The organism is Mesorhizobium sp. M1423 (assembly GCF_040317575.1).
Lineage (GTDB): Bacteria > Pseudomonadota > Alphaproteobacteria > Rhizobiales > Rhizobiaceae > Mesorhizobium.
In genome coordinates this window covers 1-22,846 of the sequence record NZ_JAMYKU010000032.1, presented here as the reverse complement: position 1 = coordinate 22,846, position 22,846 = coordinate 1, and the positions used below count along the sequence as shown (strand labels likewise).

The following is a 22,846-nucleotide window of genomic DNA, read 5'->3' as shown; positions in this document are numbered from 1 at the left end:
GTGGCAAGGCATAGGCAAATGTTCCTACGCTTCCCTTCCAATCGGTGCTTTTGCCAATTGACAATCTGTCACAAAATGACCCGGCGATAACCCCACGGTTCAACGCTAGGTGCAACGCTAGGGGCACATCGGCAACGCACATCGGCAAACCTTGCCCGTTCTCTAGCTCCGCGCGTATACGTGGCGCGCATTGTTTCCCTTCAGTGGGACGATAGGTCAATCCGCGGCAACATTCTTAAACTTTCTTTCTCAATAATTTCAGCATGTTAGCATAAAAATGCACCTCATCTGTCGTTTTTTTCAATCATCCCACTTGCGGGACAATCCCACTTGTGAGACAAAGGGCCATCGAACGAGACGGCAACGCCAACTGGTTCGAGGCCGGGGACAAACCCTCGGCGCACGGCAAGGCCACCCTGGCCTTCGACCTTACAGCGGAACCAAAGGTCAGACTGGCGCGGAGCCGGGAGACAGCGCTTAACCGGGATGGTTGCGAGATAAGAGCCTAGAGCGAAAGCTGAAGAACTAGGTGGACCGTAACCAACGCAGTGGCAAGGCCGAAAGGCTGAACCGGGCGGCGCGACAAGTTTGACCTTGTCTATCCACTGTAGGGACAATCCCATTAGTGCAGCGGATTGACAAGCTCACACAAACCACGGGTTTCCATCATGTATCGCGGAACGCTTATCCGTAGTGGCGGCAACGCCAAGACAATCAAGGGTGACAAGGCCGGCGAGTACGAAACAGCCATCATGTACCTTGCGCCGGCTGCACAATCGGGCATGGGCAACGTGTGCCCTATGGCTGCCACGGCAGGCTGTGAAATGGGCTGCCTCTCAAAGGCTGGCCGCGCTGCCATCTTCAATTCCATCGTCAACGCTCGGATCGCCAAGACTCGGCGCTATTTCAGCAACCGGGCGGCGTTCATGGCCGAACTGGTCAAGGACATTGAAGCCTTCGTTCGCTACTGCGAGCGCAAGGGCGTCAAGCCAGCGGTGCGGCTGAACGGTACCAGCGACATTCAATGGGAAGTAGCGCACCCCTGCGTTCGCTACATCAAGCCTAAGCATCCCCAACAGGAACGCGAGGCGCACTACGCGTCCATCTTCCACGCGTTCCCCGAGGTGCAATTCTACGATTACACCAAGGTTTACAAGCGGGCTTACCGCTCGCTGCCGGCCAACTACAGCCTGACACTGTCCTATTCGGAGGCAAATTTTGCCTACCGTGATGCGGTGGTGAAGACTGCAGTCGAGACCGGCGCCAACATCGCCGTGGTCTACCGGAACAAGGCAACCCGAAACAACGTCATGCCGTCCGGTGACGCCTTCGGCAACATTGAGACAGGCTTCCGTCTCTACCGCGAGGTGATCGACGGCGACGAAACCGACATGCGCTTCAGCGATCCTCGCGGGGTCATCGTCGGGCTCTACGCCAAGGGACCGGCCAAGCGCGACACCTCGGGCTTTGTCGTGGGCTAACCTCTCCACTCTCGCAACAGTTCCCTGAGCGCATCGGTTGGCAGCCTCCAGTTGCTGGCCGGTGCCGCTCTTGGTCACCCTCGAAAGGAATCATCATGGAAATCGCAATCGCTGCCGTCCTTTGGTCGGTCATCGTGGGCTTCTGCTTCGTCGCGTTCGTCGCTGAGGTGCGGTCATGAATGACGCCACTTGTGAAGCCGCCATGTGCCTCTGGGAGGCCATGCTCGAAGTCCGCATGAAGGAAGGCACCTCGCAAGCCGCTTGGGCCGCGCCGATCTTCGCCCGGTGGGACCAATGGGGCACATGTGAAATGCGCCACGACTGCATCGCCCTCGCCCCTATCGCTGAGCGCGTTTGGGTGGCCGTTCGTGAGACCGGCGAGGAGGACGATCTGGTCCCCTTCGATTGGGAGTTCATCCCGGCCTTCCTGCGCCGCGTGAAGTTCACCGACGCGCACTGCAGCTATGCCTTCGAGACCATCGACGAGGCCGCAATGGTTGCCGATCTTCTCAGCGTCAAGGTGCCCAACCAATGAGCAAATACGTTTGCCAGAAGCTCGATGCTCACACCGAGCGCGGGAACAAGTGGGCGCTCAAGGTCGAACACAACAACGGCGCGTCCTGCCTCCTCGGCTTCCACCGAACACGCAAGGCCTGCGTCACGGTCGCCCGGCTGCTTGCCGGCTGGAGTGGCAAGGTCGTGGTTCGCGACAAGCCCGTCAGGGTCACCGCGTGGAGGATCGAGGCGCCTTCCGGGCCATCACTGCCACACCTCTAGTGAACCAGATTTCCTCGACTTCCCTCGCGGCCTCGCGGGGAGTGTCTTCGAACCCGCCGTGGCTGAAGCCTGTGTCCCCGATCATGGCATTCATCGTCCAGAACCAGCGGCGACCCTGCGGGCCACCAGCCATTTTGTAGATGCGGCCTACTCCCTGCTCCTCGGCAAAGGCCGAGAAGTCGTCGGGATGATCATCCCACGTCCGCTTCCACCTCAACTTCAACTCGATCTCGCTCATGCCAGGACAAATAGTGCCTGACGTGAACGGAACAAGAACAGGAGACATCATGCACACCATCAATGAGCAGTTCCACACCGAGGGCCGCGCCTTCACGTTCATGAGGGAATACATCGCCAAATACCGACCAGCCGTCTTCGGCACCCGCCTGTCGAAGCGCCGCTCCCGCTGCGGCCAGTATTGGGAGGTGGTCGGCTCCCGCTTCGCCATCAACTGATGAACCAGCCCATCCTCTTCATCGACGGCGAGACCGCCGTGATGCTCGCCCATCAGCAGGGACTTCGGGCCGTCTACCTCAACCCAAAGATGGCACATTCCTTGCGTTGCAACCTTCAGCAATTTTCAAAGGCAGACACCATGTTCAAGCTCAAGAATGAATACTTCAAAGGCCAGCGCATCCGCATCATCAACCCGGCTTGGGCCGACCATACCGACGGCTTCGCCACGGGGAACATCGTGACCGTCACCGAGCCTGTTCACCACGAGATCGGGGTGGTGGAAGCGGTCAACGACGCAGGTACCGCTGGCATCCTTTACAGCGATGAGTTCGAGGTGGTCGACGCTAAGGAGCCCAGCGCACCGATGACCAAGTCAGTCCTCGATCTGCTGCGTCGCAAGGGTGCGATCACGTCGCTGGAGGCTCAGGGCGTCCTGCGCTGCCGCCAGTTACCGGCCCGCATCCTCGAACTGAAACGCCTGGGTCACAGGATCGTGACCGAGCTGAAGTTCGACCCAACCGGACAGAAGTACGCTCGGTACCATCTGCAGCGCCCGTGATCCTTAGCCTGACCAGTGCTGGTCTAGGGACCCTTGTCTGTCGGATTAAGCCACTCTCGGGTCTCCCGGTTTTTCAAATCAAATCGGTATAGGGAAAAGGCGAGCACCGCTGGAAACCCGATGGCGCCGACAACAAACAGCGCGATGAGGCCAAACCAGTGGTAGGCCAGAACCCCAACGAAGCAGAGGGTCATGCCTACAATGAAACTACTAACAGGCGCGGGCGTCATGTCTGGGTTGTAGCAGAGCTTTGGTCAGCGGTCATCGGGGCGGCCAGAACACAAGGTCGTCCTAATGTACCCTCGCCGTCGCGGTTCGGAGACCCCAGATTGAACCTTTTGGTTCGAAAGGGATCGTCATGCCAAACCTTACCGCGAAAGAGAGAAAGAGGCGCGTGCCCGTCATCGAGTTAATCCTCGGGGTGAACTCACAGTTGACGGCTCTGGGTGAAAGCCGGGACATGCTTATCGTCCTTATGGCTATCCGCCTCGGGAATTATCAAAACAGGCCGATGGACGTGACGGCGCTCGCTGCTGCGACGAGCCTGCCACGAACCACTGTGATCCGTCACATCAAGGCTCTGGAGGAGCTGGATAGGATCAAGGTGGTGAACGCCGGTCGACGGGCAATCCCGATTCTCATTGGCACTGACAGCCCACTGGTTAAGGGCTTCTACAAGGGGCTGGAGAAGCTCGTTCTTCAAGCATCAGCTAACCTGTCCAAACTGGACAGTTCACCGATAGACACAAATCGTAAAGAAATGTTAGTCGCCCGCCAGCCGTCCCGCAAACGGGATAGAGGCCAACTCAGGGAATAGTTATCATGCTACAGACGTTCGAGGCGATCCTCGTTCAGCTTACCCGTATTGCGAATGCTTTAGAGAATGTTGGAGGGTCCGCGTTGGGGGTCGGCGCGGCAGTACCCAGCAACCCCTACACCAGCCCTGACGTGCCTGCCGGCTACGACACGGTGCTGAACTATCTTGCAAGGACTAACCCGGAAGCTCTTGATTTAATGGGCGATCCGGTTGCCGACACACAGCGCGATGGCTTCTGGTTGAAACACCAGGCCAGCCGCCGCGACATTCAGATTACCTCGGTCGAGGCCCCAGCTCCGTTGAAGGAAGTGGGTATCGAGATGGTCAATGCATACCCAATCGAACTGCTGCGGGAACGTCTCGGGGACTAAGAGATGCAACGCAGGGAGGCATTCGGGGGACCTTCCCTAACGTGGGATGGTCCCCTTATTGCAAAGGGTGCGGCTCAGGAGTAATCAACACCACGCAACACCATGTGGAGGGACTACCAATGAACACCTTTGCCGGTCGTCAGACCGAGAATAAGACCGCGCGTCGACTGCTCTCCTTCATTGAGGAGTTCGGCAAACTCGACCCGGAAATGCAAATCCAACAGATCGCCGTCTTCCTGCACGTCATGGGCAAGCCGGGGGTCACTATGCGGGAACTGGAACAGCTTACGGGGCTAAGCTCGTCGTCAGTCAGCCGCAACGTGTCGGCCCTGTCCAAGACACACCGTAAGGGACAGCCAGGACACGACCTTCTCGCAACCGTCGAGGACCCGATGGACCGGCGCATTAAGCGCATCAGCCCTACGTCGAAAGGCACCAAGGTCTTCAACACACTCATCAGCATTCTGGGGAGCTAACATCATGGCGGTCACCAAGCGTGGCAGCGGCTATCAGGCCGAGTTCGTTGTCGGGGGCAAGCGCTTCCGCCAACAGTTCGACAGCGAGGCGGCAGCGGAGAAGTGGGAGTTCGAGACCCGCGCTGCCTTGAAGGCCGGCAAGGTGCTGCCCGAGGGGCCATCCAAGTCGACCGGTGGCAAGGACGTGGGCACCCTGGGGGAGGTTCTGCGCTCGGCCACCAAGTTCCGCTGGACCAACCATGACGGTTGCGTCGGTCAGGTCAGGAACGCCACGACGTTCGTCAAGTGGGCCGGCGAGAAGACCAGCCCTGCGGAAGCCCTCACCACCGGCAACGTGCTGGAGTTCGTCGAGCATCTGATGGACGAGCGCAAGGTCGCCAACCAGACGATTAACCGCTACCTGTCCGCGATCTCTGTCCTCGCCAAGCAGGCCGGTGTGGCCAAGCCCGATCTGCCCTGGCAGAAGGGCAAGAAGGGCCGGCTGCGGTTCTTCACCGAGGAGGAAGTGGCGCTGGTCATCCAGACCCTCACCCTGTGGGGCAAGGATCGCATCCGCGACCTGTTCATCTTCCTCGTCGACACGGGAGCCCGACCGTACTCCGAAGCGACCGCCTTCCGGTGGCTCGATCTGCGCGGCAACGTGGTGACCTTCGAGCTGACCAAGAACGATCTGCCGAGGAGCATCCCGCTCACCAAGCGCGCCCTCGAAGCGGTCGAGCGTCAGCGACCCTACACCGGCCACCTGTCGGGGCCATTCTCCGACATCGGCAAGTGGGAGGTCATTGAGGTGTGGCGCAACATCCGCGAACACATCCCGGGGCTGTCCGACACCGTCGTCTACACCACGCGGCACACATGCTGCTCGTGGCAGATCATCCGTGGGATAGACATCCGTCGCGTCCAAATCTGGATGGGCCACAAGTCGATCCAGACCACCCTGAACTACGCCCACCTTGCGCCCAACCATCTGCTCGACAACCTCACCGCGCTCGAAGGTGGCGCGGCTCCGAGGCTCGTGGTAGTGAACGGCAAATCCTAAGTCGACCGTGTGGGAAACCATGTGGGAGAGCGGTGGGATTTCCCCACAATGTGGGAGGTGGGCGTGGCGGAACTGGTATACGCAGCAGACTTAAAATCTGCCGGTGTTTCAAGCACTTACGGGTTCAAATCCCGTCGCCCACACCAAGCTGCGCACCGGACTTAAAATCCCTCGATCTCTGATCGTACGGGTTCGATTCCCGTCGTCCGCACCAGATTTGGTCTCGTTTGATAGTCTCCGTAACTGGAGACCGGGCGCTCGACCCAGTTCTGGCCCCCTCACACCCCAATCGGGTTCAGCTTCAAATGCTGGATCAGCATAATGGTCTTGGCGTCGATAATCCTACCGTCGTGGATGCCGGCCAGCGCCTCGTCGAGCGGCATTTCGAGAACCTCGATGTCCTCGCCTTCGTCATGCGCGCCGCCGCCGTCGGAAATGCGGTCGGCGGGCGAGTAGCGGGCGACGAAGAACCAGAGCCGCTCAGTGACGCTGCCGGGGCTCATATAGGGCGAAAACAACCGCTGCACGTCCTTCAGGCGGTAGCCGAGTTCCTCCTCGGCCTCCTTGCGGATGCAGGTTTCGGGATCGTCTTCGTCGAGCAGGCCGGCACAGGCCTCGATCAGCGGCTCCTTGTGGCCGGTGACATAGGCCGGATAGCGGAACTGCCGCACCAGAAGCACCGTCGACCGCTCCGGATCGAAAGGCAGGATCACCGCGCCGTCGCCGCGATCGTAGGTTTGGCGGGTATGCGTTTCCCATCTCCCGTCGCGCCGGCGATAGTCGAAGACGGTCTTTTTCAGAACCGCCCATTCGTCGGAAAGGACTTCCTCAGAGCGGATGCGAATGCGATCTTCCATGGTGGACTCCCTGCTGCCGCGGCAAGGCGTAGCCGCGAACGGCCGTTCGTGCAATCGGGCCACCAATTGGTCCAGAGACCGGTTCACCGTCTCGTGTCTGGCGCTGGCACAATCGGCTGCATAAATAGCGGCAACCCTTTCCGGAGTTTTTTATGACCTCATCGCTTTTCCAGCCGATCACCCTCGACGGCCTGACCTTCCCCAACCGCATCGCGGTCGCGCCGATGTGCCAGTATTCGGCCGAGGATGGCTCGGCCAGCGATTGGCACCTCTATCACTGGATGAACCTGGCGATGTCGGGTGCCGGCATGGTCACCGTCGAGATGACCGATGTCGAACGGCGCGGCCGCATCTCGCATGGCTGTCTCGGCCTCTATTCCGAGGACAACGAGGCGGCGGCGCGACGCACGCTGGATGCAGCCAAGCGCGTCGCCGCGCCGGGCACGAAATTCGGCACGCAGCTTGCCCATGCCGGCCGCAAGGCCTCCAACCGGAAACCCTGGGAGGGCGGCGGCCCGCTGCATGCCGATCAGGACCCATGGCCGATCGTGTCGGCCTCGGCGATCGCCTACGACACCGGCTGGCAGGTGCCGCGGGCGCTGGAGGACGACGAGATCCTGCAAATCATCGAACGCTTCGCCGACGCGGCACGGCGGGCCGAGCGCGCCGGCTTCGACTTCATCGAGTTGCATGCCGCGCATGGCTATCTGATCTTCCAGTTCCTGTCGCCGCTGTCCAACCGGCGCACCGACCGCTGGGGCGGCTCTCTGGAAAACCGCATGCGTTTCGCCGTCGAGATCGCCAAGGCGGTGAAGAAGGCGGTGCCCAGGCTGATGCTGGGCGCGCGTCTGTCAATCAAGGAATGGGTCGATGGCGGCTTCGAGGTCGAGGATGCGATCGAAGTGGCAAAAGCGCTGAAGGAAGTCGGCGTCGCCTATCTCTGCTGCTCGAGCGGCGGCAATTCGCCGTTGCAGAAGCTGCCGTCCGGACCCGGCTACCAGGTTCATCTGGCCGAAGCGGTGCGCAAGGGCGCCGGCATCGCGACGCGGGCCGTGGGCCTGATCGACGATCCGAAACAGGCCGAGGCGATCGTCGCCGACGGGCGCGCCGACATGGTGGCGCTGGCGCGCGCCTTCCTTGCCGATCCGCGCTGGGGCTGGCGCGCCGCGGCCACCTTCGGCGAAAAAATCCACCCGGCGCCGCAGCTTGCCCGCTCGGTGACGACGATGCAGCATTGGATGAAGGCGGCGAACTGACGGGGCGGGTTCTCACCTCGCTGGACAGGGAACCATAGCTTCGCTTTGATCCTCTGCCGGTGTAGAGTGGCGAGGGCCGCGGCTGGGCGCGGCAGGTTGGGGGAGCAGAGACATGTCGTTCAGGGGGATTTCCATTGCGGCTGTTGCCGCGGTTTTGGCCGGGCTGTCGTTTGCCACATCGACGCCGGCCGGGGCGCAATATTGCGAAGGCACGGTGCACGGTCTTTCCAGGCACTACAATCTGGCAACGGGAAGCGGCTTTCTCGCCGTTCGGGCCCGGCCGAACTCGTCGTCGCGCATGATCGGGCAATTGTTCAACGGCGACCAAACCGAGATCTTTGACCGTCGCGGAAACTGGTACCAGGTCGATTTCGGCGGCCGCGCCGGCTGGGCGAATGCGCGCTGGCTGCGCAACGACTGCGGCTATTGAGGTATTTTCGCCTGAGCTAAAATAGCTGTTGCAACCAAATCGGCCGCTCCGCGTTGGCGGCGATGATGGACAGCAAGCCATTTGAAAAGCCGGTCGTGGTCGAACTCGGCCATGTCGGTAAATATCGGCATATCCGCAGCGCCCAGGAGGCGGCGGAGTGCCTGATGACGGTCTGGCCACTCAATCGCGGGCCGCGTCATCGTGATGCCCTCGACACTTGCCTAAAAGTGCTGGAAGGTTATCGTTCGACGGCCGATGCACGCCGGGCACTGATCGAAGCCGCCAGGGAATCGGACGTGCTGGTTACGGACGACAGGCTGCCAAACGACAGACTGGCCGACGATAGGCTGCATTGAGGCAACGGGCTTTCAACCGGAGGGTTTCATGGCGAAACTGACCTACAAGATCGTCGAGCATGACGGAGGCTGGGCCTACAAGGTCGGCTCGACATTCTCCGAAACGTTCCCCACCCATCAGGACGCGTTGCGCGCCGCCGAGATCGCTTCGGCCGAACAGCAGGTCGCCGGCAACACCGATGGCATCCAGTACGAGGACGCCGACGGCAAATGGCACGACGAGCTCGCCGATGGCCGCGACCGGCCGCAGACCGAGGTTTCGGATTAGGGTGTGTCGATATCCAGGTGATGCCGGGCTGCTTTACAGGTCGGTTTGGTAGCGCTACCGTCTGACATCGCGCGTGACCGGGGAGGAGCCTGGGCGCTGTCGCGGGCCAGGCAAGAAAGCGGTTTCCTTCGAAGTCGTTGCAGGAATCAGTCGGGAGGAGATCGATGGCGTCTGTCGCAATCGGCGATGTCTACAAATCATTTGGGACCGTCGAGGTCCTGCACGGGGTCAGCGTCGATATAAACGACGGCGAGTTCGTCACGTTGGTCGGTCCTTCGGGTTGCGGAAAGTCGACCCTGCTCAGGATGATCGCCGGCCTGGAAAAGATCTCGCGCGGCCAGATCGCGATCGGCAAACGTATCGTCAACAACGTTGCGCCAAAAGAGCGCGACGTCGCCATGGTTTTCCAGAACTATGCGCTCTACCCGCATATGACGGTCGCCGAGAACATGGCGTTCTCGCTGATGCTCAAGGGCGTTCCCAAGACGGAGAGCGATGCCGGCGTGCGGCGCGCGGCCGAAATCCTGGGACTGGTGCCGCTGCTCGACCGGTATCCGCGCCAGCTTTCCGGCGGCCAGCGCCAGCGCGTCGCCATGGGCCGCGCGATCGTGCGCGATCCGCAGGTCTTCCTGTTCGACGAGCCGCTCTCCAATCTCGATGCCAAGCTCCGGGTGCAGATGCGCGCCGAGATCAAGGAACTGCACCAGCGCCTGAAGACGACGACGGTTTACGTCACCCACGACCAGATCGAGGCGATGACCATGGCCGACAAGATCGTCGTCATGCACGACGGCATCGTCGAGCAGATCGGGCCGCCGCTCGAACTCTACGACCGGCCGAACAATCTTTTTGTCGCCAGCTTCATCGGCTCGCCCGCCATGAACATGCTGAGGGGCGAGATCGTAAGCGACGGCTCGCCGTCGTTTCGCGGCGCCGGAGGGATTTCGGTCCCGTTGGCCTCGGCACTTTCCATCGGCAATGGTGAGCCGGTCGTGCTGGGGATACGGCCCGAGCATTTGCGGCTATCCGACAATCAGGGCATTCCGGTCACTGTCGTGGTGGTCGAGCCGACAGGGTCCGAAGTGCAGCTCATCGGCCGAACCGCCGGCGGCGAGGAGATCGTCGCCAATTTCCGGGAACGGCATTCCTTCACGCCGGGCGAAACCATCTGGCTTACGGCCGAGCCTGGCCTCATCCATCTCTTTCACGGCAAAACCGGACAGCGGTTCGAAACACCCATCAAGCAGTAGGACGGCACGGACAATAAGCAGGAGGAAGCGAGCATGAAATTCACCAGACGCGACGTGATCCGCACCACCGCCGGCGTTGCGGCGGGAGCCTTGGGAAGCCGGCTCATCGGCTCTCCCGCCTTTGCCCAGGAGGGGTTGAAATACAAGCCCGAGGACGGCGCCAAGCTCAGGCTGCTGCGCTGGTCGCCTTTCGTGCAGGGCGACGAGGATCAATGGCTGGCCAACACCAAGCGCTTCACCGAAGCGACCGGCGTCGAGGTCCGCGTCGACAAGGAAAGCTGGGAGGACATCCGCCCCAAGGCAGCGGTCGCCGCCAATGTCGGCTCCGGCCCGGACCTGATGTTGGTCTGGTTCGACGACCCGCATCAATATCCCGACAAGCTGCATGACGTGACGGAACTGGGCGAATATCTCGGCTCGAAATATGGCGGCTGGCACGATGGACCGAAGCAATATGCGACACGGCAGGGCAAATTCCTCGGCCTGCCGCTGGCCACCATCGGCAATGCCATCGTCTATCGTGAAAGCTGGGTGAAGGAGGCCGGCTTCTCCGAATTTCCGAAGGACACGGCAGGCCTGCTCGAGCTTTGCAAGGCATTGCAGGCGAAGGGGCACCCGGCCGGCTTCACGCATGGCCACGGCGTCGGCGACGGCAACAACTACGCCCACTGGCTGCTGTGGAGCCATGGCGGCCAGATGGTCGACGAGAGCGGCAAGGTGACGATCAACAGCCCCGAGACGCTGAAGGCGATCGAATACGCGCAACAGCTCTACAAGACCTTCATTCCCGGTACCGAAAGCTGGCTCGACGTCAACAACAACCGCGCCTACCTGGCCGGCGAATTGAGCGTGATCGCCAATGGCATTTCCGCCTACAACACCGCCAAGATCAACAAGGACAAGGATCCGAAACTGACCGAAATCGCCAAGGACACGCGCACGACCAACCTGCCGATCGGTCCTGTCGGGAAATCCGTCGAGCTGTTCCAGGTGACCACGGCCGTGATCTTCGACTACACGCCCTACCCCAATGCGGCCAAAGCCTATCTGCAGTTCATGTTCGAGGAACAGCAAATGTCGCAGTGGATCACGTCCTCGGCGGGCTATTGCTGCCAGACGCTCAAAGCCTTCGACAACAACCCGGTGTGGACGGCCGATCCGAACAATGCCGCCTACGCCAAGGCCTCGGCGACGCTGCGGCCCAACGGCTATGCCGGCCCGCTCGGCTATGCTTCGGCGGCGACCATGGCCGACTATGTGCTGGTCGACATGTTCGCCAAGGCGGTGACAGGCCAGGCGACGCCGCAAGAAGCGATGGCAGAAGCCGAGAAGCGCGCAAACCGCTACTATCGCGTTTGAGCGGATTCAGCCGGGCAGCCATGCTGCCCGGCTTCGAATCGCGCATGGCCGCCTGGCCGATCAATGAGACTTAGAGGAGCCGACCCATGGCCGTGACCTCCGCTGCCGCTCAGCCACCCCGGTCGACGCTGTCGCGCATTTTGACGTTCGTGTCTGAAAGTCATAACGCGCTTGGCTTCGGCTTCATGCTGCCGGCGGCGGCGCTGCTGCTGGTCTTCCTAACCTATCCGCTCGGGCTCGGCGTCTGGCTCGGCTTCACCGATGCCCGCATCGGCCGCCCCGGCATCTTCATCGGCATCGAGAACTACGAATATCTGTGGGATGACGCCGTCTTCTGGCTCTCCGTCTTCAACACCTTGCTCTACACGATCAGCGCCTCGATCCTGAAGTTTGCGCTAGGCCTCTGGCTGGCGCTTATCCTCAACCAGAACCTGCCGTTCAAGTCGTTCTTCCGCGCGATCGTCCTGCTGCCCTGGGTGGTGCCGACGGTGCTGTCGGCCATCGCCTTCTGGTGGATCTACGATTCGCAGTTCTCGATCCTGTCCTGGGCGCTTATGGAAATGGGCCTGATCGACCATCGCATCAACTTCCTCGGCGATCCGGAGAATGCGCGCGCTTCGGTCATCGCCGCCAATGTCTGGCGCGGCATTCCTTTCGTGGCGATCACGCTGCTTGCCGGCCTGCAGACGATTCCGCAGTCGCTCTACGAGGCCGCCACGCTCGACGGCGCCAGCCGCTGGCAATTGTTCCGCTATGTGACGCTGCCGCTGCTGACGCCGATCATCGCCATAACCATGACGTTTTCGGTGCTGTTCACCTTCACCGATTTCCAGCTGATCTATGTGCTGACGCGCGGCGGGCCGGTGAACGCCACCCATCTGATGGCGACGCTGTCGTTCCAGCGCGGCATTTCCGGAGGCCAGCTTGGCGAAGGCGCCGCGATCGCAGTCGCCATGATCCCGTTCCTGCTGGCGGCGATCCTGTTCAGCTACTTTGGCCTGCAACGCCGCAAATGGCAGCAGGGCGGCGGAGATTGACATGACCGCGATCGAAACGAGCAAACGCCCCGAACTCGACGAAGGCGGCATGGGCTACCTGCAGAGTGTGCCGCGCCGCGTGGTGACGGTTTACCTGCCGTTGCTGATATTCGTCATCGTGCTGTTGTTTCCGTTCTACTGGATGACGATCACGGCGGTTAAGCCCAACCTCGAGATGACCGACTACGCCAATTTCAATCCATTCTGGGTGGTGCATCCGACGCTCGAGCATATCCGCTATCTTCTCTTCGAGACGTCCTATCCGGGCTGGCTGCTCAACACGATCATCATCTCGACCGCCGCCACTTTCCTGTCGCTGCTGGCAGCAGTGTTCGCTGCCTATGCGATCGAACGCTTGCGGTTCTCCGGGGCGCGGCAGGTCGGCCTCGCGGTGTTCCTGGCCTATCTCGTGCCGCCGTCGATCCTGTTCATTCCGCTGTCGGTGATGGTGTTCAACCTTGGGCTTTACGACACGCCCTTCGCGCTCATCCTCACCTATCCGACCTTCCTGATCCCGTTCTGCACATGGCTGCTGATGGGTTACTTCCGCTCGATCCCGTTCGAGCTGGAGGAATGCGCGCTGATCGACGGGGCGAGCCGCTGGCAGATCCTCACCAAGATCGTGCTGCCGCTGTCGGTGCCGGGCCTGATTTCCGCGGGCATCTTCGCATTCACGCTGTCATGGAACGAGTTCATCTACGCCTTGACCTTCATCCAGTCGTCCGAAAACAAGACTGTGCCGGTCGGCGTGCTCACCGAACTGGTGCGCTCGGACGTCTATGAATGGGGGGCGCTGATGGCGGGAGCGCTGATCGGCTCGCTGCCGGTGGTGGTGCTCTATTCGTTCTTTGTCGAGCACTATGTTTCCTCGATGACCGGAGCCGTGAAGGAATAGGTTCGGAGGTATTCCCGGCGGCCGGGATGTCCCGAGGCACCCTGCCGGCCGAGGCTGCGGCGGGTTGCACACCTTTGCGTGAGGTTCCGGGAGCGTGTCAGCTGCTGGTGTCGGACTTCGGCGCAAATGCGCGGTCGGCAATGCGTTCGATGAAAGCGACGACCCGTTCCGGCCCGACGAATTGTGGCATATGGCCAAGCCCCTCGACCGGCTCGAAATCGAGCCCGCTGATCTTTTCCATCAGCGGCCAGCCATGGATATCGATGCCCAGCACGACGTCGGAAGCACCAAACAGAATGCCAGCCGGCATGGTGATCTCGCGATAGCGTTGCTCGATACGGCCAAGGTCGTGCTCGATGGCCACGACATCGGTCGACGTTGCATAGAAATGACTTGGCCTGAGCCCGCACCAGCCGCCGCCCTCGACCATATAGTCGGCCGGCGTCGCCTGCGGCGCGAAGATGAAGGCCAGCGTGCGTTCTGCGTATCTGAGAGCCGCCGGGATCGCCACCGTGTGAGCCATGATCCGGCGCCGCAGCGGCGACTGAATGTATAGCGGGCCGAACTTCTCGCGCGCGTCCGGCTCCAGATGGGTCAGCGGCGCCAGCAAGGCGATACCGGAAACCGCCCCGGGATGCTCGACAGCCAGCGTCAGCGCGATGGCGCCACCCAGCGAGTGGCCGACGATCAGCGGCTTTTGCAGTCCAAGCGCCTCGATAAAATGCCGCACGATCTCGGCCTGCTCGGGTAGCCGCCCGCTGGCGCCCCTGGCCCGCACCGAATAGCCGGAACCCGGACGGTCGAGCGCGATCAGCCGATAGTTCGGGCCGAACCGTCCGAACAGCGTGTGGCGGAATTGATGAAGCTGCGCGCCAAGGCCGTGCAGGAAGACGATCGGCCGCCCCTCGCCCATCTCGAAATAATGGATGCGATTGCCGTCGATCTCGATGAATTTACCGCTGGCCGGCACCAGCCTTTCGGCTTTCGCCGCAATCCGCAGCGTCGCCAGCACAGGATAAGCTGCCACGACGAGCGCCAGCAGAAACAGCGCGCCGGGCAGCCATAGAAGAATCGATACCGGCATGTTCTTGCTCATGGCCCAAACCGGCGCAGCATCACCCGCCGAAGGTTCCACTGCAAGGGAGGTGGCACAGGTGGATCCGTCGTTTGGCGGCATTGCCGCCGGCCGTTCGCCGCGCTATCTCAGGCGACCCGTTGCCGGAGCCTGCCATGACCGAAATCGTCACCGCCGCCATGCTCGTCATCGGCGACGAGATTCTGTCCGGCCGCACCAAGGACAAGAACATCGGCCACCTCGCCGACATCATGACGGCGATCGGCATCGACCTGAAGGAAGTGCGCATCGTTGCGGACGAGGAAGACGAGATCGTCGCTGCGGTGAATGCGCTGCGCACCCGCTACAGCTATGTCTTCACCACCGGCGGCATCGGCCCGACGCATGACGACATCACCGCCGATTCCATCGCCAAGGCCTTCGGCGTGCCGTGCGAATACGACGCCAGGGCCTACGCCCTGCTGGAGGCAAGCTATGCTGCCCGCGGCATCGAATACACCGAAGCGCGCAAGCGCATGGCGCGGATGCCGCGCGGGGCAGACCACATCGACAACCCGGTGTCGGTTGCGCCGGGCTTTCGCATCGGCAACGTCCATGTCATGGCCGGCGTGCCGGCGATTTTCCAGGCGATGCTCGACAATGTCGTGCCGACATTGCGGGCCGGCACCAAAATGCTCTCGGCAACCGTGGAATGTCCGTTCGGCGAAGGCCTAATCGGCGGGCCGCTGGGCGACATCCAGAAGGCGCATCCGGATACGATCATTGGCTCCTACCCGAAATATGGCGACGGCAAATTCTGGACCGAACTGGTGGTGCGTGCCCGCAGCCAGCAGGCGCTGGACTCCGCACGCGCCGACGTAGAGGCTATGGTGGCGGGCCTGACCAAGGCAAGCAAGGTGGGCTGATCGGCAGGCGTGACGGAACCAAGCATCGCGCCGTGACGTTTGTCACGAGTGGGATCGCCGAAAAACTGAGGGATTGCCCATGCGCTTCAAGACCATTGTCGCCATATTGCAGAATGAACAGGACGCCGAGCGCGTTCTCGACTGCGCGATCCCGCTGGCCAGCCGGTTCCAGAGCCATCTGATCGGCATTCATGCCGAGGCGCTGCCCGTGCCCTACACCTCGGCCACCGGCTTTCCGGACACCGAGTTCCTGCAGGTTTCGGCCGACATGAACCGGGAGCGCGCCGAGAAGTTGCAGGCCGCCTTTCACAAACGCGTCGAGAATTCCGGCCTGTCGTTCGAGTGGCGCAGCCTCGAGAGTTTTTCCGGCGACAGTGCGCTGACCGGTATCTCGACCGTTCGCACCGCGGATCTGATCATCGCCGCGCAGCGCGAATCGAGCGGCGATCCGAGCGCCGACGTCGACACGCTGGTCTACGATGCCGGCCGGCCGGTGCTGGTGGTGCCGCATTCGGGTCCGCTGGTCACCAGCTTCAAGCACGTGCTGCTCGCCTGGAACGGCAGCAAGGAGGCCGCACGCGCGGCCTTCGATGCCCTGCCCTTCATCATCGAGGCCGAGAAGACGGACATCGTCGTCATCGACCCGCCGGATACGCTCGAAGAGGCGCCGGAAACGGCCGGCGCCGAGATCGCCGCCTCGCTGTCCAGGCACGGCGCGACCGTCAGCGTCTCGGTGCTGAGGTCCGGCGGCGCCTCGGTCGACGACATCATCCAGACCAGGGTCGCCGAATCGGGCGCGGACCTGCTCGTGCTCGGCGCCTACAGCCATTCCTGGCTGCGCCAGCTGCTGTTCGGCGGGGTGACGCGAACGGTGCTGCGCACCGCGCCGGTGGCGGCTTTCCTGTCGCGGTAAGTTCATAGAGATCACGGGTTGGACAATCGCTTTGCCGTGCCCTTGCCAAGGCCAAGCCTTTCCAGTTAATTCCGCGCGCATTCCATAGTGTCTGCGCGCGATGCGCGCTTTGCGGAGTGCGCGAAAGATGTCCCTGCCCGAAAAAGCCTTCCCGGTCTCCTGGGACCAGTTCCACCGCGATGCACGCGCGCTCGCCTGGCGGCTTGCCGGCGCCAACAAGGGGCAATGGAAGGCAATCGTCTGCATCACGCGCGGCGGCTTGGTTCCGGCCGCCATCATTTCGCGCGAGCTCGGCATCCGCATCATCGAGACGGTCTGCGTTGCCTCCTATCACGATTATACCAGCCAGGGGCAGCTGCAGGTGCTGAAGGAGGTCACCCCAGCGCTGCTCGCCGATGACGGCGCCGGCGTGCTGATCATCGACGACCTCACCGACACCGGCAAGACGGCAGGAATCGTGCGCGCGATGATGCCCAAGGCTCATTTCGCCACCGTCTATGCCAAGCCGAAAGGCAGGCCGATGGTCGACACTTTCGTTACCGAGGTCAGCCAGGACACCTGGATCTATTTTCCCTGGGACATGGGCTTCACCTACCAAAAGCCGATCGCCGACGACCACGCCGGCTGATTCGCGGTAACGCCGCTTCCGTCGGAAGACAGCGTCGAGCACTCCTTGAAGGAGTGGCCCCGGCACACGATATTTCCTTAATCGACGCCCATTGGAGTGGTTAACCAGTCCACATGAAGTTTTTTACTTTTATTGCTTATGATTAGCCGTAAGATTCACGAGACGGCAAATGATTCTGGGAGCTGGGGCAAGCTTCTCCGATGTTGACGAGGCCAACGACGCACAACCATCTGGCCGAAAGAGTCCGGCGGCTCTTCGGCACGGCGCCGTGCCGCCTTCAGGTTGCAGCGCTGCCCTGGCGCGATAGCGGCGACAGCGTCGAAATCATGCTGATCACCAGCCGCGATACCGGCCGCTGGGTGCTTCCCAAGGGCTGGCCGGAAGCAAAGGAGCCGCTTTGCGAAGCAGCGGCGCGCGAGGCCGGCGAAGAGGCCGGGCTGCGCGGCACGATCTCGCATCATGAGGCCGGCCGCTATTTCTATGCCAAGGTGCTGGCGTCCGGCGAGGAAGTGCCCTGCGAGGTGCTGGTGTTTCCGCTGCACGTCGACAAGGTCGCCGACCGGTGGAAGGAAAAGCGGGCGCGCATCCGCAAATGGGTCAGCGCCGCCGAGGCGGTACGCATGGTCAACGAGCCTGACCTCTGTCAGATCATCGCCCATTTCGGTGCCGACCCGCATCGCTTCAACTGAGTCGGCACATGGCTTCCGAGTCGGCATGGTCTTCGCTGCGGCCAAGGGCCTTCGAGCGTCGGCACCAGGCTTGTGGCTGCAAAAACGGAAATCAGCGCGCTTCTGTCCCCGTTATCCACATATGTGACACACAAGATGTTGGGGTCATAAAAGCTACGCAAACGAATCCTTGACGGCGCAAAACGAGTCGCCTTTTATAGGCCATGCGCTCCTGTTGAGAGTGCGACCGGAAAAGTTTCGAGGCCGGTCTTTTTCCCGGAATATGTGCGTTTTGATCCGCATTCCCGCCTGTTTACGAGGCCGGCGAAGGCGTGGGATTTTGAAGCCTTGGGGGGCGAAAGGGGAGGATTGTCGGACTTGAATAAATTGTCTGTTAACACTATATTTAGTGTTTGCAGGTAGGTTCGACGCTAGATAATGTGAATTTCCCTCGACCGAGGGTGTTACAAAAAGTTTTCAGTTTTGAGGGACCCACAGGGTCCGTGAGCGCGTTGGACAGCGGCCTCGCAGGAGGTTCGACCGGCAGGGCGGCGGAGACTGTGAAGATGAGAGTCGGGGTTTTCGAACGCCGGCAGACAGCGGCCATGCGCGTTTCGTCAAGAGGGCAGAAATCCTCTGGGAAAAGCGCTATATGTAGACAAAAGGGACCGGACCAATGCGCATCGAGCGTCGTTTCACCAAGCCAGGGCAATCAGCTTACGCGGAGATCGAGTTCCGCAAGGCGCTTTCGGAGATCAAGAATCCGGATGGCTCGGTGGTGTTCCGCTTGGACAACATCGACGTGCCGGCGCAGTTCTCCCAGGTTGCCGCCGATATCCTGGCGCAGAAATATTTCCGCAAGGCGGGCGTTCCCGCACGGCTGAAGAAGGTCGAGGAGACGCAAGTCCCCTCCTTCCTGTGGCGCTCGGTCGCCGACGAGGCGGAACTGGCCAAGCTGCCGGAAGCCGAGCGCTACGGTTCCGAGACCGACGCCCGCCAGGTCTTCGACCGGCTTGCCGGCACCTGGACCTATTGGGGCTGGAAGGGCGGCTACTTCAAGTCGGAGGAAGACGCGCGCGCCTTCCGCGACGAGCTCGCCTATATGCTGACCACCCAGCGCGTCGCGCCGAATTCGCCGCAATGGTTCAACACCGGCCTGCACTGGGCCTATGGCATCGACGGCCCGAGCCAGGGCCATTTCTATGTCGACCCGTTCACCGGCAAGCTGACCAAGTCGAAGTCTTCCTACGAGCATCCGCAGCCGCATGCCTGCTTCATCCAGGGCGTGCAGGACGACCTCGTCAACGAGGGCGGCATCATGGATTTGTGGGTGCGTGAGGCGCGCCTGTTCAAATACGGCTCCGGCACCGGCTCCAACTTCTCGTTCCTGCGCGGCGAAGGCGAAAAGCTGTCGGGCGGCGGCCGCTCGTCGGGCCTGATGAGCTTCCTCAAGATCGGCGACCGCGCCGCCGGCGCCATCAAGTCGGGCGGCACGACGCGTCGCGCCGCGAAAATGGTTATCGTCGACGCCGATCATCCCGATATCGAGGAATTCATCGACTGGAAGGTCAATGAGGAGCAGAAGGTCGCCTCGCTGGTCACCGGCTCGAAGATCGTCAAGAAGCACCTCGAAGCGATCATGAAGGCCTGCATCAACTGCGAAGGCAATGGCGACGATTGCTTCGACCCGGCGGTCAACACCGCGCTGAAGCGCGAGATCAAGGCGGCCAAGAAGGACGCGGTGCCGGAGAACTACATCTACCGCGTCATCCAGTTCGCCAAGCAGGGCTACACCTCGATGTCGTTCAAGACCTACGACACCGATTGGGATTCGGACGCCTATCTCACCGTTTCCGGCCAGAACTCCAACAATTCGGTGTCGCTGAAGGACGATTTCCTGCGCGCCGTCGAGCAGGACGGCGACTGGCATCTCACCGCCCGCAAGGACGGGAAGGTGCTGAAAACGCTGAAGGCGCGCGATCTCTGGGAAAAGATCGGCTATGCCGCCTGGGCGTCGGCCGATCCGGGCCTGCATTTCAACACGACGATGAACGACTGGCACACCTGCGCCTCGGCCGGTGCGATCCGGGCGTCCAATCCGTGCTCGGAATATATGTTCCTCGACGACACCGCCTGCAATCTGGCCTCGATCAACCTTCTGCCCTATCGCAACGCCGACGGCACCATCGACATCGCCGCCTACGAGCACACGGTGCGGCTGTGGACCATGGTGCTGGAAATCTCCGTCATGATGGCGCAGTTCCCGTCGAAGGAGATCGCCAAGCTCTCGTACGAATACCGCACGCTCGGCCTCGGCTACGCCAATATCGGCGGCTTGCTGATGACCTCGGGCATTCCCTATGATTCCGACGAGGGCCGCGCCATCTGCGCCGCCCTCACCGCGATCATGACCGGGACGGCCTATGCCACCTCGGCTGAAATGGCCGCCGAGCTCGGCGCCTTCCCCGACTACGACCGCAATGCGCAGAACATGCTGCGCGTCATGCGCAACCACCGCCGCGCGGCCTATGGCGACAGGGACGGCTACGAGAAGCTCGCCGTCAACCCGGTGCCGCTGGTCGCCTCGGATCTCAAGCAGCAGGAGCTTGCCAACCATGCCAAGGCCGCCTGGGACCGCGCCATCGAGCTCGGCGAGGAGCATGGCTACCGCAACGCGCAGGCAACGGTGATCGCCCCGACCGGCACGATTGGCCTGGTGATGGATTGCGATACCACCGGCATCGAGCCCGACTTCGCGCTGGTAAAATTCAAGAAGCTCGCCGGCGGCGGCTATTTCAAGATCATCAACCGTGCGGTTCCGGAAGCGTTGCGCACGCTTGGCTATTCCGAGAGCCAGATCGCCGAGATCGAGGCCTATGCCGTCGGCCATGGCAATCTCAACCAGGCGCCTGCCATTAACCCCGGCTCGCTCAAGGCAAAAGGCTTCACCGACGACAAGATCGCGGCGCTCAATGCGGCGCTGAAGTCGGCCTTCGACATCAAGTTCGTCTTCAACCAGTGGACGCTGGGCGCCGAATGGGTGAAGGAGAATTTTGGCTTCACCGATGAGCAGCTCAACGATTTCTCGTTCGAGATGCTGCCGGCGCTTGGCTTTTCGAAGAAGGACATCGAGGCCGCCAACATCCATGTCTGCGGGGCGATGACGCTGGAAGGCGCGCCGTTCCTGAAGGCCGAGCACCTGCCGGTGTTCGACTGCGCCAGCCCGTGCGGCAAGATCGGCAAGCGTTCGCTGTCGATCAACAGCCACATCATGATGATGGCGGCGGCGCAGCCCTTCATCTCCGGCGCCATTTCCAAGACCATCAACATGCCGAACGACGCGACGGTGGAAGACGCCAAAGGTGCCTACATGCTGTCGTGGAAGCTGGCGCTGAAGGCCAACGCGCTCTATCGCGACGGCTCGAAGCTCTCGCAGCCGCTCAATGCCTCGCTGCTCGCCGATGGTGAAGAGGACGACGACGAAGCCGTCGAGCAGCTGATCGCGGCACCGGCCGCACAGCGCGCCGTTCAGGTGACCGAGAAGATCGTCGAGCGCGTCGTCGAGCGTCTCTACCGCGACCGCGAAAAACTGCCGAACCGCCGCAAGGGCTATACCCAGAAGGCGGTCGTCGGCGGCCACAAAGTCTATCTCAGGACCGGCGAGTTCGACGACGGCCGTATCGGCGAGATCTTCATCGACATGCACAAGGAAGGTGCCGCCTTCCGGGCGATGATGAACAACTTCGCCATCGCCATCTCGCTCGGCCTGCAATATGGCGTGCCGCTCGACGAATATGTCGAGGCCTTCACCTTCACCAAGTTCGAGCCGGCCGGCATGGTGCAGGGCAACGACGCCATCAAGAACGCCACGTCGATCCTCGACTACGTGTTCCGCGAACTTGCCGTCTCCTATCTCGGCCGCCACGACCTCGCCCATGTCGACCAGTCGGATTTCGACAAGACCGCACTCGGGCGTGGCATCAACGAAGGCAAGGCGACGCCCTTCTCCAAGGGTCTCACCCGCGGTGCCTCGCCGGTCAAGCTGGTGTCGGGCATGGGCGCCGAGCCCAAGGGTTTTGCCGGTTCGGGCTCCGGAATTCCGGCCCGTACTGCACCGACCGCCTTCTCCGGCTCCAACGTGCTGACGCTGAAGCCGGCAAGCGACGAAGCCATCGCCTACAAGCGCGACTATGAGGAACGCGCCAGGGAACCGGTCGAGGACATCGTCTACGCGGAAGCGTCCGACCCGACGGAGCTGTTCACCGACGAGGCGGCGAAAGAAGCAGCCGAAGCCAAAGCGCTCGCCGCCAACCGGCGCCAGCAATCATTGATGCAGGGCTACACCGGCAACGAATGCTCGGAATGCCACAATTTCACGATGGTGAGGAACGGGACTTGCGAGAAGTGCGACACTTGTGGGGCGACGAGCGGGTGTAGCTGAGGAAAGATGCCGCCTCGGCTCACGGTCCGCGAAGTCATTCGCTTGCTGGAGACCGATGGCTGGTATCTGATTGCAACTAAGGGCAGTCATCGCCAATATAAGCATGAAATCAAAGCCGGTCGCGTCACCGTGGCCGGCAAGCCGTCTGAAGAGGTTGCGCCAGGTACACTGAACAGCATCCTCAAACAGTCCGGTCTGAAGGAGCGATGACATGCGATACGCGGTGGTGATTGAAAAAGCCGGAAACAATTTTTCCGCCTATGTGCCGGATCTGCCCGGCTGCATCGCCACCGCTGCAACTGTGCCTGAAGTGGAAGCCGAAATCCGCGACGCAATACGCTTTCATATCGAAGGCCTGCGTGCCGATGGACTGGATGTGCCCAAAGGTGTCAGCTTGGCGGAATATGTAGAGGCGTAGAAGCTGCGTATTCCCTTCTCCCCTTGTGGGGCCTTTGCAGAGAAGGCGCATAGATATGCGATTTGAGGCATATATGCTTTTTTGAGCGTCGGAGAGCGCTGCTTGGCCGTTCAG

26 protein-coding genes and 1 tRNA gene are annotated in these 22,846 nt (G+C 61.7%); 25 read left to right on the top strand and 2 right to left on the bottom strand.

The window, feature by feature from the left end; genetic code table 11:
• Positions 1-668 precede the first annotated feature (668 nt).
• The 10 genes from NKG95_RS28960 to NKG95_RS28915 all read left to right on the top strand — a co-directional run bounded on the left by NKG95_RS28960 (position 669) and on the right by NKG95_RS28915 (position 6,122).
• Complete coding sequence (locus NKG95_RS28960) at positions 669-1,481, top strand: GP88 family protein (protein WP_353043177.1); 813 nt, start codon at positions 669-671, stop codon at positions 1,479-1,481.
• 175 nt (positions 1,482-1,656) lie between these two features.
• Positions 1,657-2,016, top strand: a complete 360-nt coding sequence (locus NKG95_RS28955; protein WP_353043176.1) for a hypothetical protein — start codon at positions 1,657-1,659, stop codon at positions 2,014-2,016.
• The gene (locus NKG95_RS28950) at positions 2,013-2,258 is read left to right on the top strand and encodes a hypothetical protein (protein ID WP_353043175.1); all 246 of its coding nucleotides are present in this window, start codon (positions 2,013-2,015) and stop codon (positions 2,256-2,258) included. The genes NKG95_RS28955 and NKG95_RS28950 overlap by 4 nt, the downstream gene beginning before the upstream one ends.
• A gap of 287 nt (positions 2,259-2,545) precedes the next feature.
• Complete coding sequence (locus tag NKG95_RS28945; RefSeq protein WP_353043174.1) at positions 2,546-2,713, top strand: hypothetical protein; 168 nt, start codon at positions 2,546-2,548, stop codon at positions 2,711-2,713.
• Positions 2,713-3,273 carry a helix-turn-helix domain-containing protein gene (locus NKG95_RS28940; RefSeq protein WP_353043173.1) on the top strand — a complete coding sequence of 187 codons (561 nt, stop codon included), beginning with the start codon at positions 2,713-2,715 and terminating at the stop codon, positions 3,271-3,273. Before NKG95_RS28945 ends, NKG95_RS28940 begins: the two co-directional genes overlap by 1 nt.
• A gap of 358 nt (positions 3,274-3,631) precedes the next feature.
• Complete coding sequence (locus NKG95_RS28935) at positions 3,632-4,090, top strand: helix-turn-helix domain-containing protein (protein ID WP_353043172.1); 459 nt, start codon at positions 3,632-3,634, stop codon at positions 4,088-4,090.
• A 5-nt stretch (positions 4,091-4,095) separates the two neighbouring features.
• On the top strand, positions 4,096-4,461 hold the full coding sequence (locus NKG95_RS28930) for a hypothetical protein (RefSeq protein ID WP_353043171.1): 366 nt from the start codon (positions 4,096-4,098) through the stop codon (positions 4,459-4,461).
• A 119-nt stretch (positions 4,462-4,580) separates the two neighbouring features.
• Positions 4,581-4,937 (top strand): MarR family transcriptional regulator, encoded by a 357-nt coding sequence (locus NKG95_RS28925; protein WP_353043170.1) that lies wholly within the window; start codon positions 4,581-4,583, stop codon positions 4,935-4,937.
• A gap of 4 nt (positions 4,938-4,941) precedes the next feature.
• Positions 4,942-5,976: a tyrosine-type recombinase/integrase gene (locus NKG95_RS28920; RefSeq protein WP_353043169.1), complete on the top strand. Its 1,035-nt coding sequence runs from the start codon at positions 4,942-4,944 to the stop codon at positions 5,974-5,976.
• A 57-nt stretch (positions 5,977-6,033) separates the two neighbouring features.
• Positions 6,034-6,122: transfer RNA gene (locus NKG95_RS28915), tRNA-Leu, on the top strand.
• A 132-nt stretch (positions 6,123-6,254) separates the two neighbouring features.
• Here NKG95_RS28915 and NKG95_RS28910 read toward each other — a convergent pair.
• Positions 6,255-6,833 (bottom strand): NUDIX domain-containing protein, encoded by a 579-nt coding sequence (locus NKG95_RS28910; RefSeq protein WP_353043168.1) that lies wholly within the window; start codon positions 6,831-6,833, stop codon positions 6,255-6,257.
• A gap of 152 nt (positions 6,834-6,985) precedes the next feature.
• Here NKG95_RS28910 and NKG95_RS28905 point away from each other — a divergent pair, with 152 nt between their 5' ends.
• The 8 genes from NKG95_RS28905 to NKG95_RS28870 all read left to right on the top strand — a co-directional run bounded on the left by NKG95_RS28905 (position 6,986) and on the right by NKG95_RS28870 (position 13,684).
• Entirely contained in the window at positions 6,986-8,089 is a 1,104-nt protein-coding gene (locus NKG95_RS28905; protein ID WP_353043167.1) for an NADH:flavin oxidoreductase/NADH oxidase, read from the top strand.
• Between the two features lie 112 nt (positions 8,090-8,201).
• The gene (locus NKG95_RS28900; RefSeq protein ID WP_353043166.1) at positions 8,202-8,519 is read left to right on the top strand and encodes an SH3 domain-containing protein; all 318 of its coding nucleotides are present in this window, start codon (positions 8,202-8,204) and stop codon (positions 8,517-8,519) included.
• 62 nt (positions 8,520-8,581) lie between these two features.
• Complete coding sequence (locus tag NKG95_RS28895; RefSeq protein WP_352641155.1) at positions 8,582-8,875, top strand: DUF982 domain-containing protein; 294 nt, start codon at positions 8,582-8,584, stop codon at positions 8,873-8,875.
• Positions 8,876-8,903: 28 nt separating this feature from the next.
• The gene (locus NKG95_RS28890; RefSeq protein WP_023674770.1) at positions 8,904-9,143 is read left to right on the top strand and encodes a DUF2188 domain-containing protein; all 240 of its coding nucleotides are present in this window, start codon (positions 8,904-8,906) and stop codon (positions 9,141-9,143) included.
• A gap of 164 nt (positions 9,144-9,307) precedes the next feature.
• Positions 9,308-10,393 carry an ABC transporter ATP-binding protein gene (locus NKG95_RS28885; RefSeq protein WP_352495828.1) on the top strand — a complete coding sequence of 362 codons (1,086 nt, stop codon included), beginning with the start codon at positions 9,308-9,310 and terminating at the stop codon, positions 10,391-10,393.
• A gap of 33 nt (positions 10,394-10,426) precedes the next feature.
• Positions 10,427-11,752 (top strand): ABC transporter substrate-binding protein, encoded by a 1,326-nt coding sequence (locus NKG95_RS28880; RefSeq protein ID WP_353043165.1) that lies wholly within the window; start codon positions 10,427-10,429, stop codon positions 11,750-11,752.
• A 185-nt stretch (positions 11,753-11,937) separates the two neighbouring features.
• Positions 11,938-12,789: a carbohydrate ABC transporter permease gene (locus tag NKG95_RS28875; RefSeq protein ID WP_376705884.1), complete on the top strand. Its 852-nt coding sequence runs from the start codon at positions 11,938-11,940 to the stop codon at positions 12,787-12,789.
• 1 nt (position 12,790) lies between these two features.
• Complete coding sequence (locus tag NKG95_RS28870) at positions 12,791-13,684, top strand: carbohydrate ABC transporter permease (protein WP_023717433.1); 894 nt, start codon at positions 12,791-12,793, stop codon at positions 13,682-13,684.
• Between the two features lie 97 nt (positions 13,685-13,781).
• Here NKG95_RS28870 and NKG95_RS28865 read toward each other — a convergent pair whose 3' ends face one another.
• The gene (locus NKG95_RS28865; RefSeq protein WP_353043164.1) at positions 13,782-14,768 is read right to left on the bottom strand and encodes an alpha/beta fold hydrolase; all 987 of its coding nucleotides are present in this window, start codon (positions 14,766-14,768) and stop codon (positions 13,782-13,784) included.
• A 146-nt stretch (positions 14,769-14,914) separates the two neighbouring features.
• Between NKG95_RS28865 and NKG95_RS28860 the strand changes: the two genes are divergently transcribed.
• The 7 genes from NKG95_RS28860 to NKG95_RS28830 all read left to right on the top strand — a co-directional run bounded on the left by NKG95_RS28860 (position 14,915) and on the right by NKG95_RS28830 (position 22,732).
• Positions 14,915-15,664 carry a competence/damage-inducible protein A gene (locus NKG95_RS28860; protein WP_353043163.1) on the top strand — a complete coding sequence of 250 codons (750 nt, stop codon included), beginning with the start codon at positions 14,915-14,917 and terminating at the stop codon, positions 15,662-15,664.
• A 79-nt stretch (positions 15,665-15,743) separates the two neighbouring features.
• Positions 15,744-16,577: a universal stress protein gene (locus NKG95_RS28855; protein WP_023717430.1), complete on the top strand. Its 834-nt coding sequence runs from the start codon at positions 15,744-15,746 to the stop codon at positions 16,575-16,577.
• A 127-nt stretch (positions 16,578-16,704) separates the two neighbouring features.
• Positions 16,705-17,205 carry a xanthine phosphoribosyltransferase gene (gene gpt, locus NKG95_RS28850; RefSeq protein WP_023674762.1) on the top strand — a complete coding sequence of 167 codons (501 nt, stop codon included), beginning with the start codon at positions 16,705-16,707 and terminating at the stop codon, positions 17,203-17,205.
• A gap of 200 nt (positions 17,206-17,405) precedes the next feature.
• Complete coding sequence (locus tag NKG95_RS28845; RefSeq protein WP_023717429.1) at positions 17,406-17,894, top strand: NUDIX hydrolase; 489 nt, start codon at positions 17,406-17,408, stop codon at positions 17,892-17,894.
• A gap of 655 nt (positions 17,895-18,549) precedes the next feature.
• Positions 18,550-22,314 carry a vitamin B12-dependent ribonucleotide reductase gene (locus tag NKG95_RS28840; RefSeq protein ID WP_353043162.1) on the top strand — a complete coding sequence of 1,255 codons (3,765 nt, stop codon included), beginning with the start codon at positions 18,550-18,552 and terminating at the stop codon, positions 22,312-22,314.
• A 6-nt stretch (positions 22,315-22,320) separates the two neighbouring features.
• On the top strand, positions 22,321-22,524 hold the full coding sequence (locus NKG95_RS28835) for a type II toxin-antitoxin system HicA family toxin (RefSeq protein ID WP_031193524.1): 204 nt from the start codon (positions 22,321-22,323) through the stop codon (positions 22,522-22,524).
• 1 nt (position 22,525) lies between these two features.
• Complete coding sequence (locus NKG95_RS28830) at positions 22,526-22,732, top strand: type II toxin-antitoxin system HicB family antitoxin (RefSeq protein ID WP_023717426.1); 207 nt, start codon at positions 22,526-22,528, stop codon at positions 22,730-22,732.
• Positions 22,733-22,846: the final 114 nt, after the last annotated feature.

Coding starts and splice junctions, on each gene's coding strand:
- NKG95_RS28960 (WP_353043177.1), top strand. CDS start 669: ATGTATCGCGGAACGCTTATCCGTAGTGGCGGCAACGCCAAGACAATC.
- NKG95_RS28955 (WP_353043176.1), top strand. CDS start 1,657: ATGAATGACGCCACTTGTGAAGCCGCCATGTGCCTCTGGGAGGCCATG.
- NKG95_RS28950 (WP_353043175.1), top strand. CDS start 2,013: ATGAGCAAATACGTTTGCCAGAAGCTCGATGCTCACACCGAGCGCGGG.
- NKG95_RS28945 (WP_353043174.1), top strand. CDS start 2,546: ATGCACACCATCAATGAGCAGTTCCACACCGAGGGCCGCGCCTTCACG.
- NKG95_RS28940 (WP_353043173.1), top strand. CDS start 2,713: ATGAACCAGCCCATCCTCTTCATCGACGGCGAGACCGCCGTGATGCTC.
- NKG95_RS28935 (WP_353043172.1), top strand. CDS start 3,632: ATGCCAAACCTTACCGCGAAAGAGAGAAAGAGGCGCGTGCCCGTCATC.
- NKG95_RS28930 (WP_353043171.1), top strand. CDS start 4,096: ATGCTACAGACGTTCGAGGCGATCCTCGTTCAGCTTACCCGTATTGCG.
- NKG95_RS28925 (WP_353043170.1), top strand. CDS start 4,581: ATGAACACCTTTGCCGGTCGTCAGACCGAGAATAAGACCGCGCGTCGA.
- NKG95_RS28920 (WP_353043169.1), top strand. CDS start 4,942: ATGGCGGTCACCAAGCGTGGCAGCGGCTATCAGGCCGAGTTCGTTGTC.
- NKG95_RS28910 (WP_353043168.1), bottom strand. CDS start 6,833: ATGGAAGATCGCATTCGCATCCGCTCTGAGGAAGTCCTTTCCGACGAA.
- NKG95_RS28905 (WP_353043167.1), top strand. CDS start 6,986: ATGACCTCATCGCTTTTCCAGCCGATCACCCTCGACGGCCTGACCTTC.
- NKG95_RS28900 (WP_353043166.1), top strand. CDS start 8,202: ATGTCGTTCAGGGGGATTTCCATTGCGGCTGTTGCCGCGGTTTTGGCC.
- NKG95_RS28895 (WP_352641155.1), top strand. CDS start 8,582: ATGATGGACAGCAAGCCATTTGAAAAGCCGGTCGTGGTCGAACTCGGC.
- NKG95_RS28890 (WP_023674770.1), top strand. CDS start 8,904: ATGGCGAAACTGACCTACAAGATCGTCGAGCATGACGGAGGCTGGGCC.
- NKG95_RS28885 (WP_352495828.1), top strand. CDS start 9,308: ATGGCGTCTGTCGCAATCGGCGATGTCTACAAATCATTTGGGACCGTC.
- NKG95_RS28880 (WP_353043165.1), top strand. CDS start 10,427: ATGAAATTCACCAGACGCGACGTGATCCGCACCACCGCCGGCGTTGCG.
- NKG95_RS28875 (WP_376705884.1), top strand. CDS start 11,938: ATGCTGCCGGCGGCGGCGCTGCTGCTGGTCTTCCTAACCTATCCGCTC.
- NKG95_RS28870 (WP_023717433.1), top strand. CDS start 12,791: ATGACCGCGATCGAAACGAGCAAACGCCCCGAACTCGACGAAGGCGGC.
- NKG95_RS28865 (WP_353043164.1), bottom strand. CDS start 14,768: ATGCCGGTATCGATTCTTCTATGGCTGCCCGGCGCGCTGTTTCTGCTG.
- NKG95_RS28860 (WP_353043163.1), top strand. CDS start 14,915: ATGACCGAAATCGTCACCGCCGCCATGCTCGTCATCGGCGACGAGATT.
- NKG95_RS28855 (WP_023717430.1), top strand. CDS start 15,744: ATGCGCTTCAAGACCATTGTCGCCATATTGCAGAATGAACAGGACGCC.
- gpt (WP_023674762.1), top strand. CDS start 16,705: ATGTCCCTGCCCGAAAAAGCCTTCCCGGTCTCCTGGGACCAGTTCCAC.
- NKG95_RS28845 (WP_023717429.1), top strand. CDS start 17,406: ATGTTGACGAGGCCAACGACGCACAACCATCTGGCCGAAAGAGTCCGG.
- NKG95_RS28840 (WP_353043162.1), top strand. CDS start 18,550: ATGCGCATCGAGCGTCGTTTCACCAAGCCAGGGCAATCAGCTTACGCG.
- NKG95_RS28835 (WP_031193524.1), top strand. CDS start 22,321: ATGCCGCCTCGGCTCACGGTCCGCGAAGTCATTCGCTTGCTGGAGACC.
- NKG95_RS28830 (WP_023717426.1), top strand. CDS start 22,526: ATGCGATACGCGGTGGTGATTGAAAAAGCCGGAAACAATTTTTCCGCC.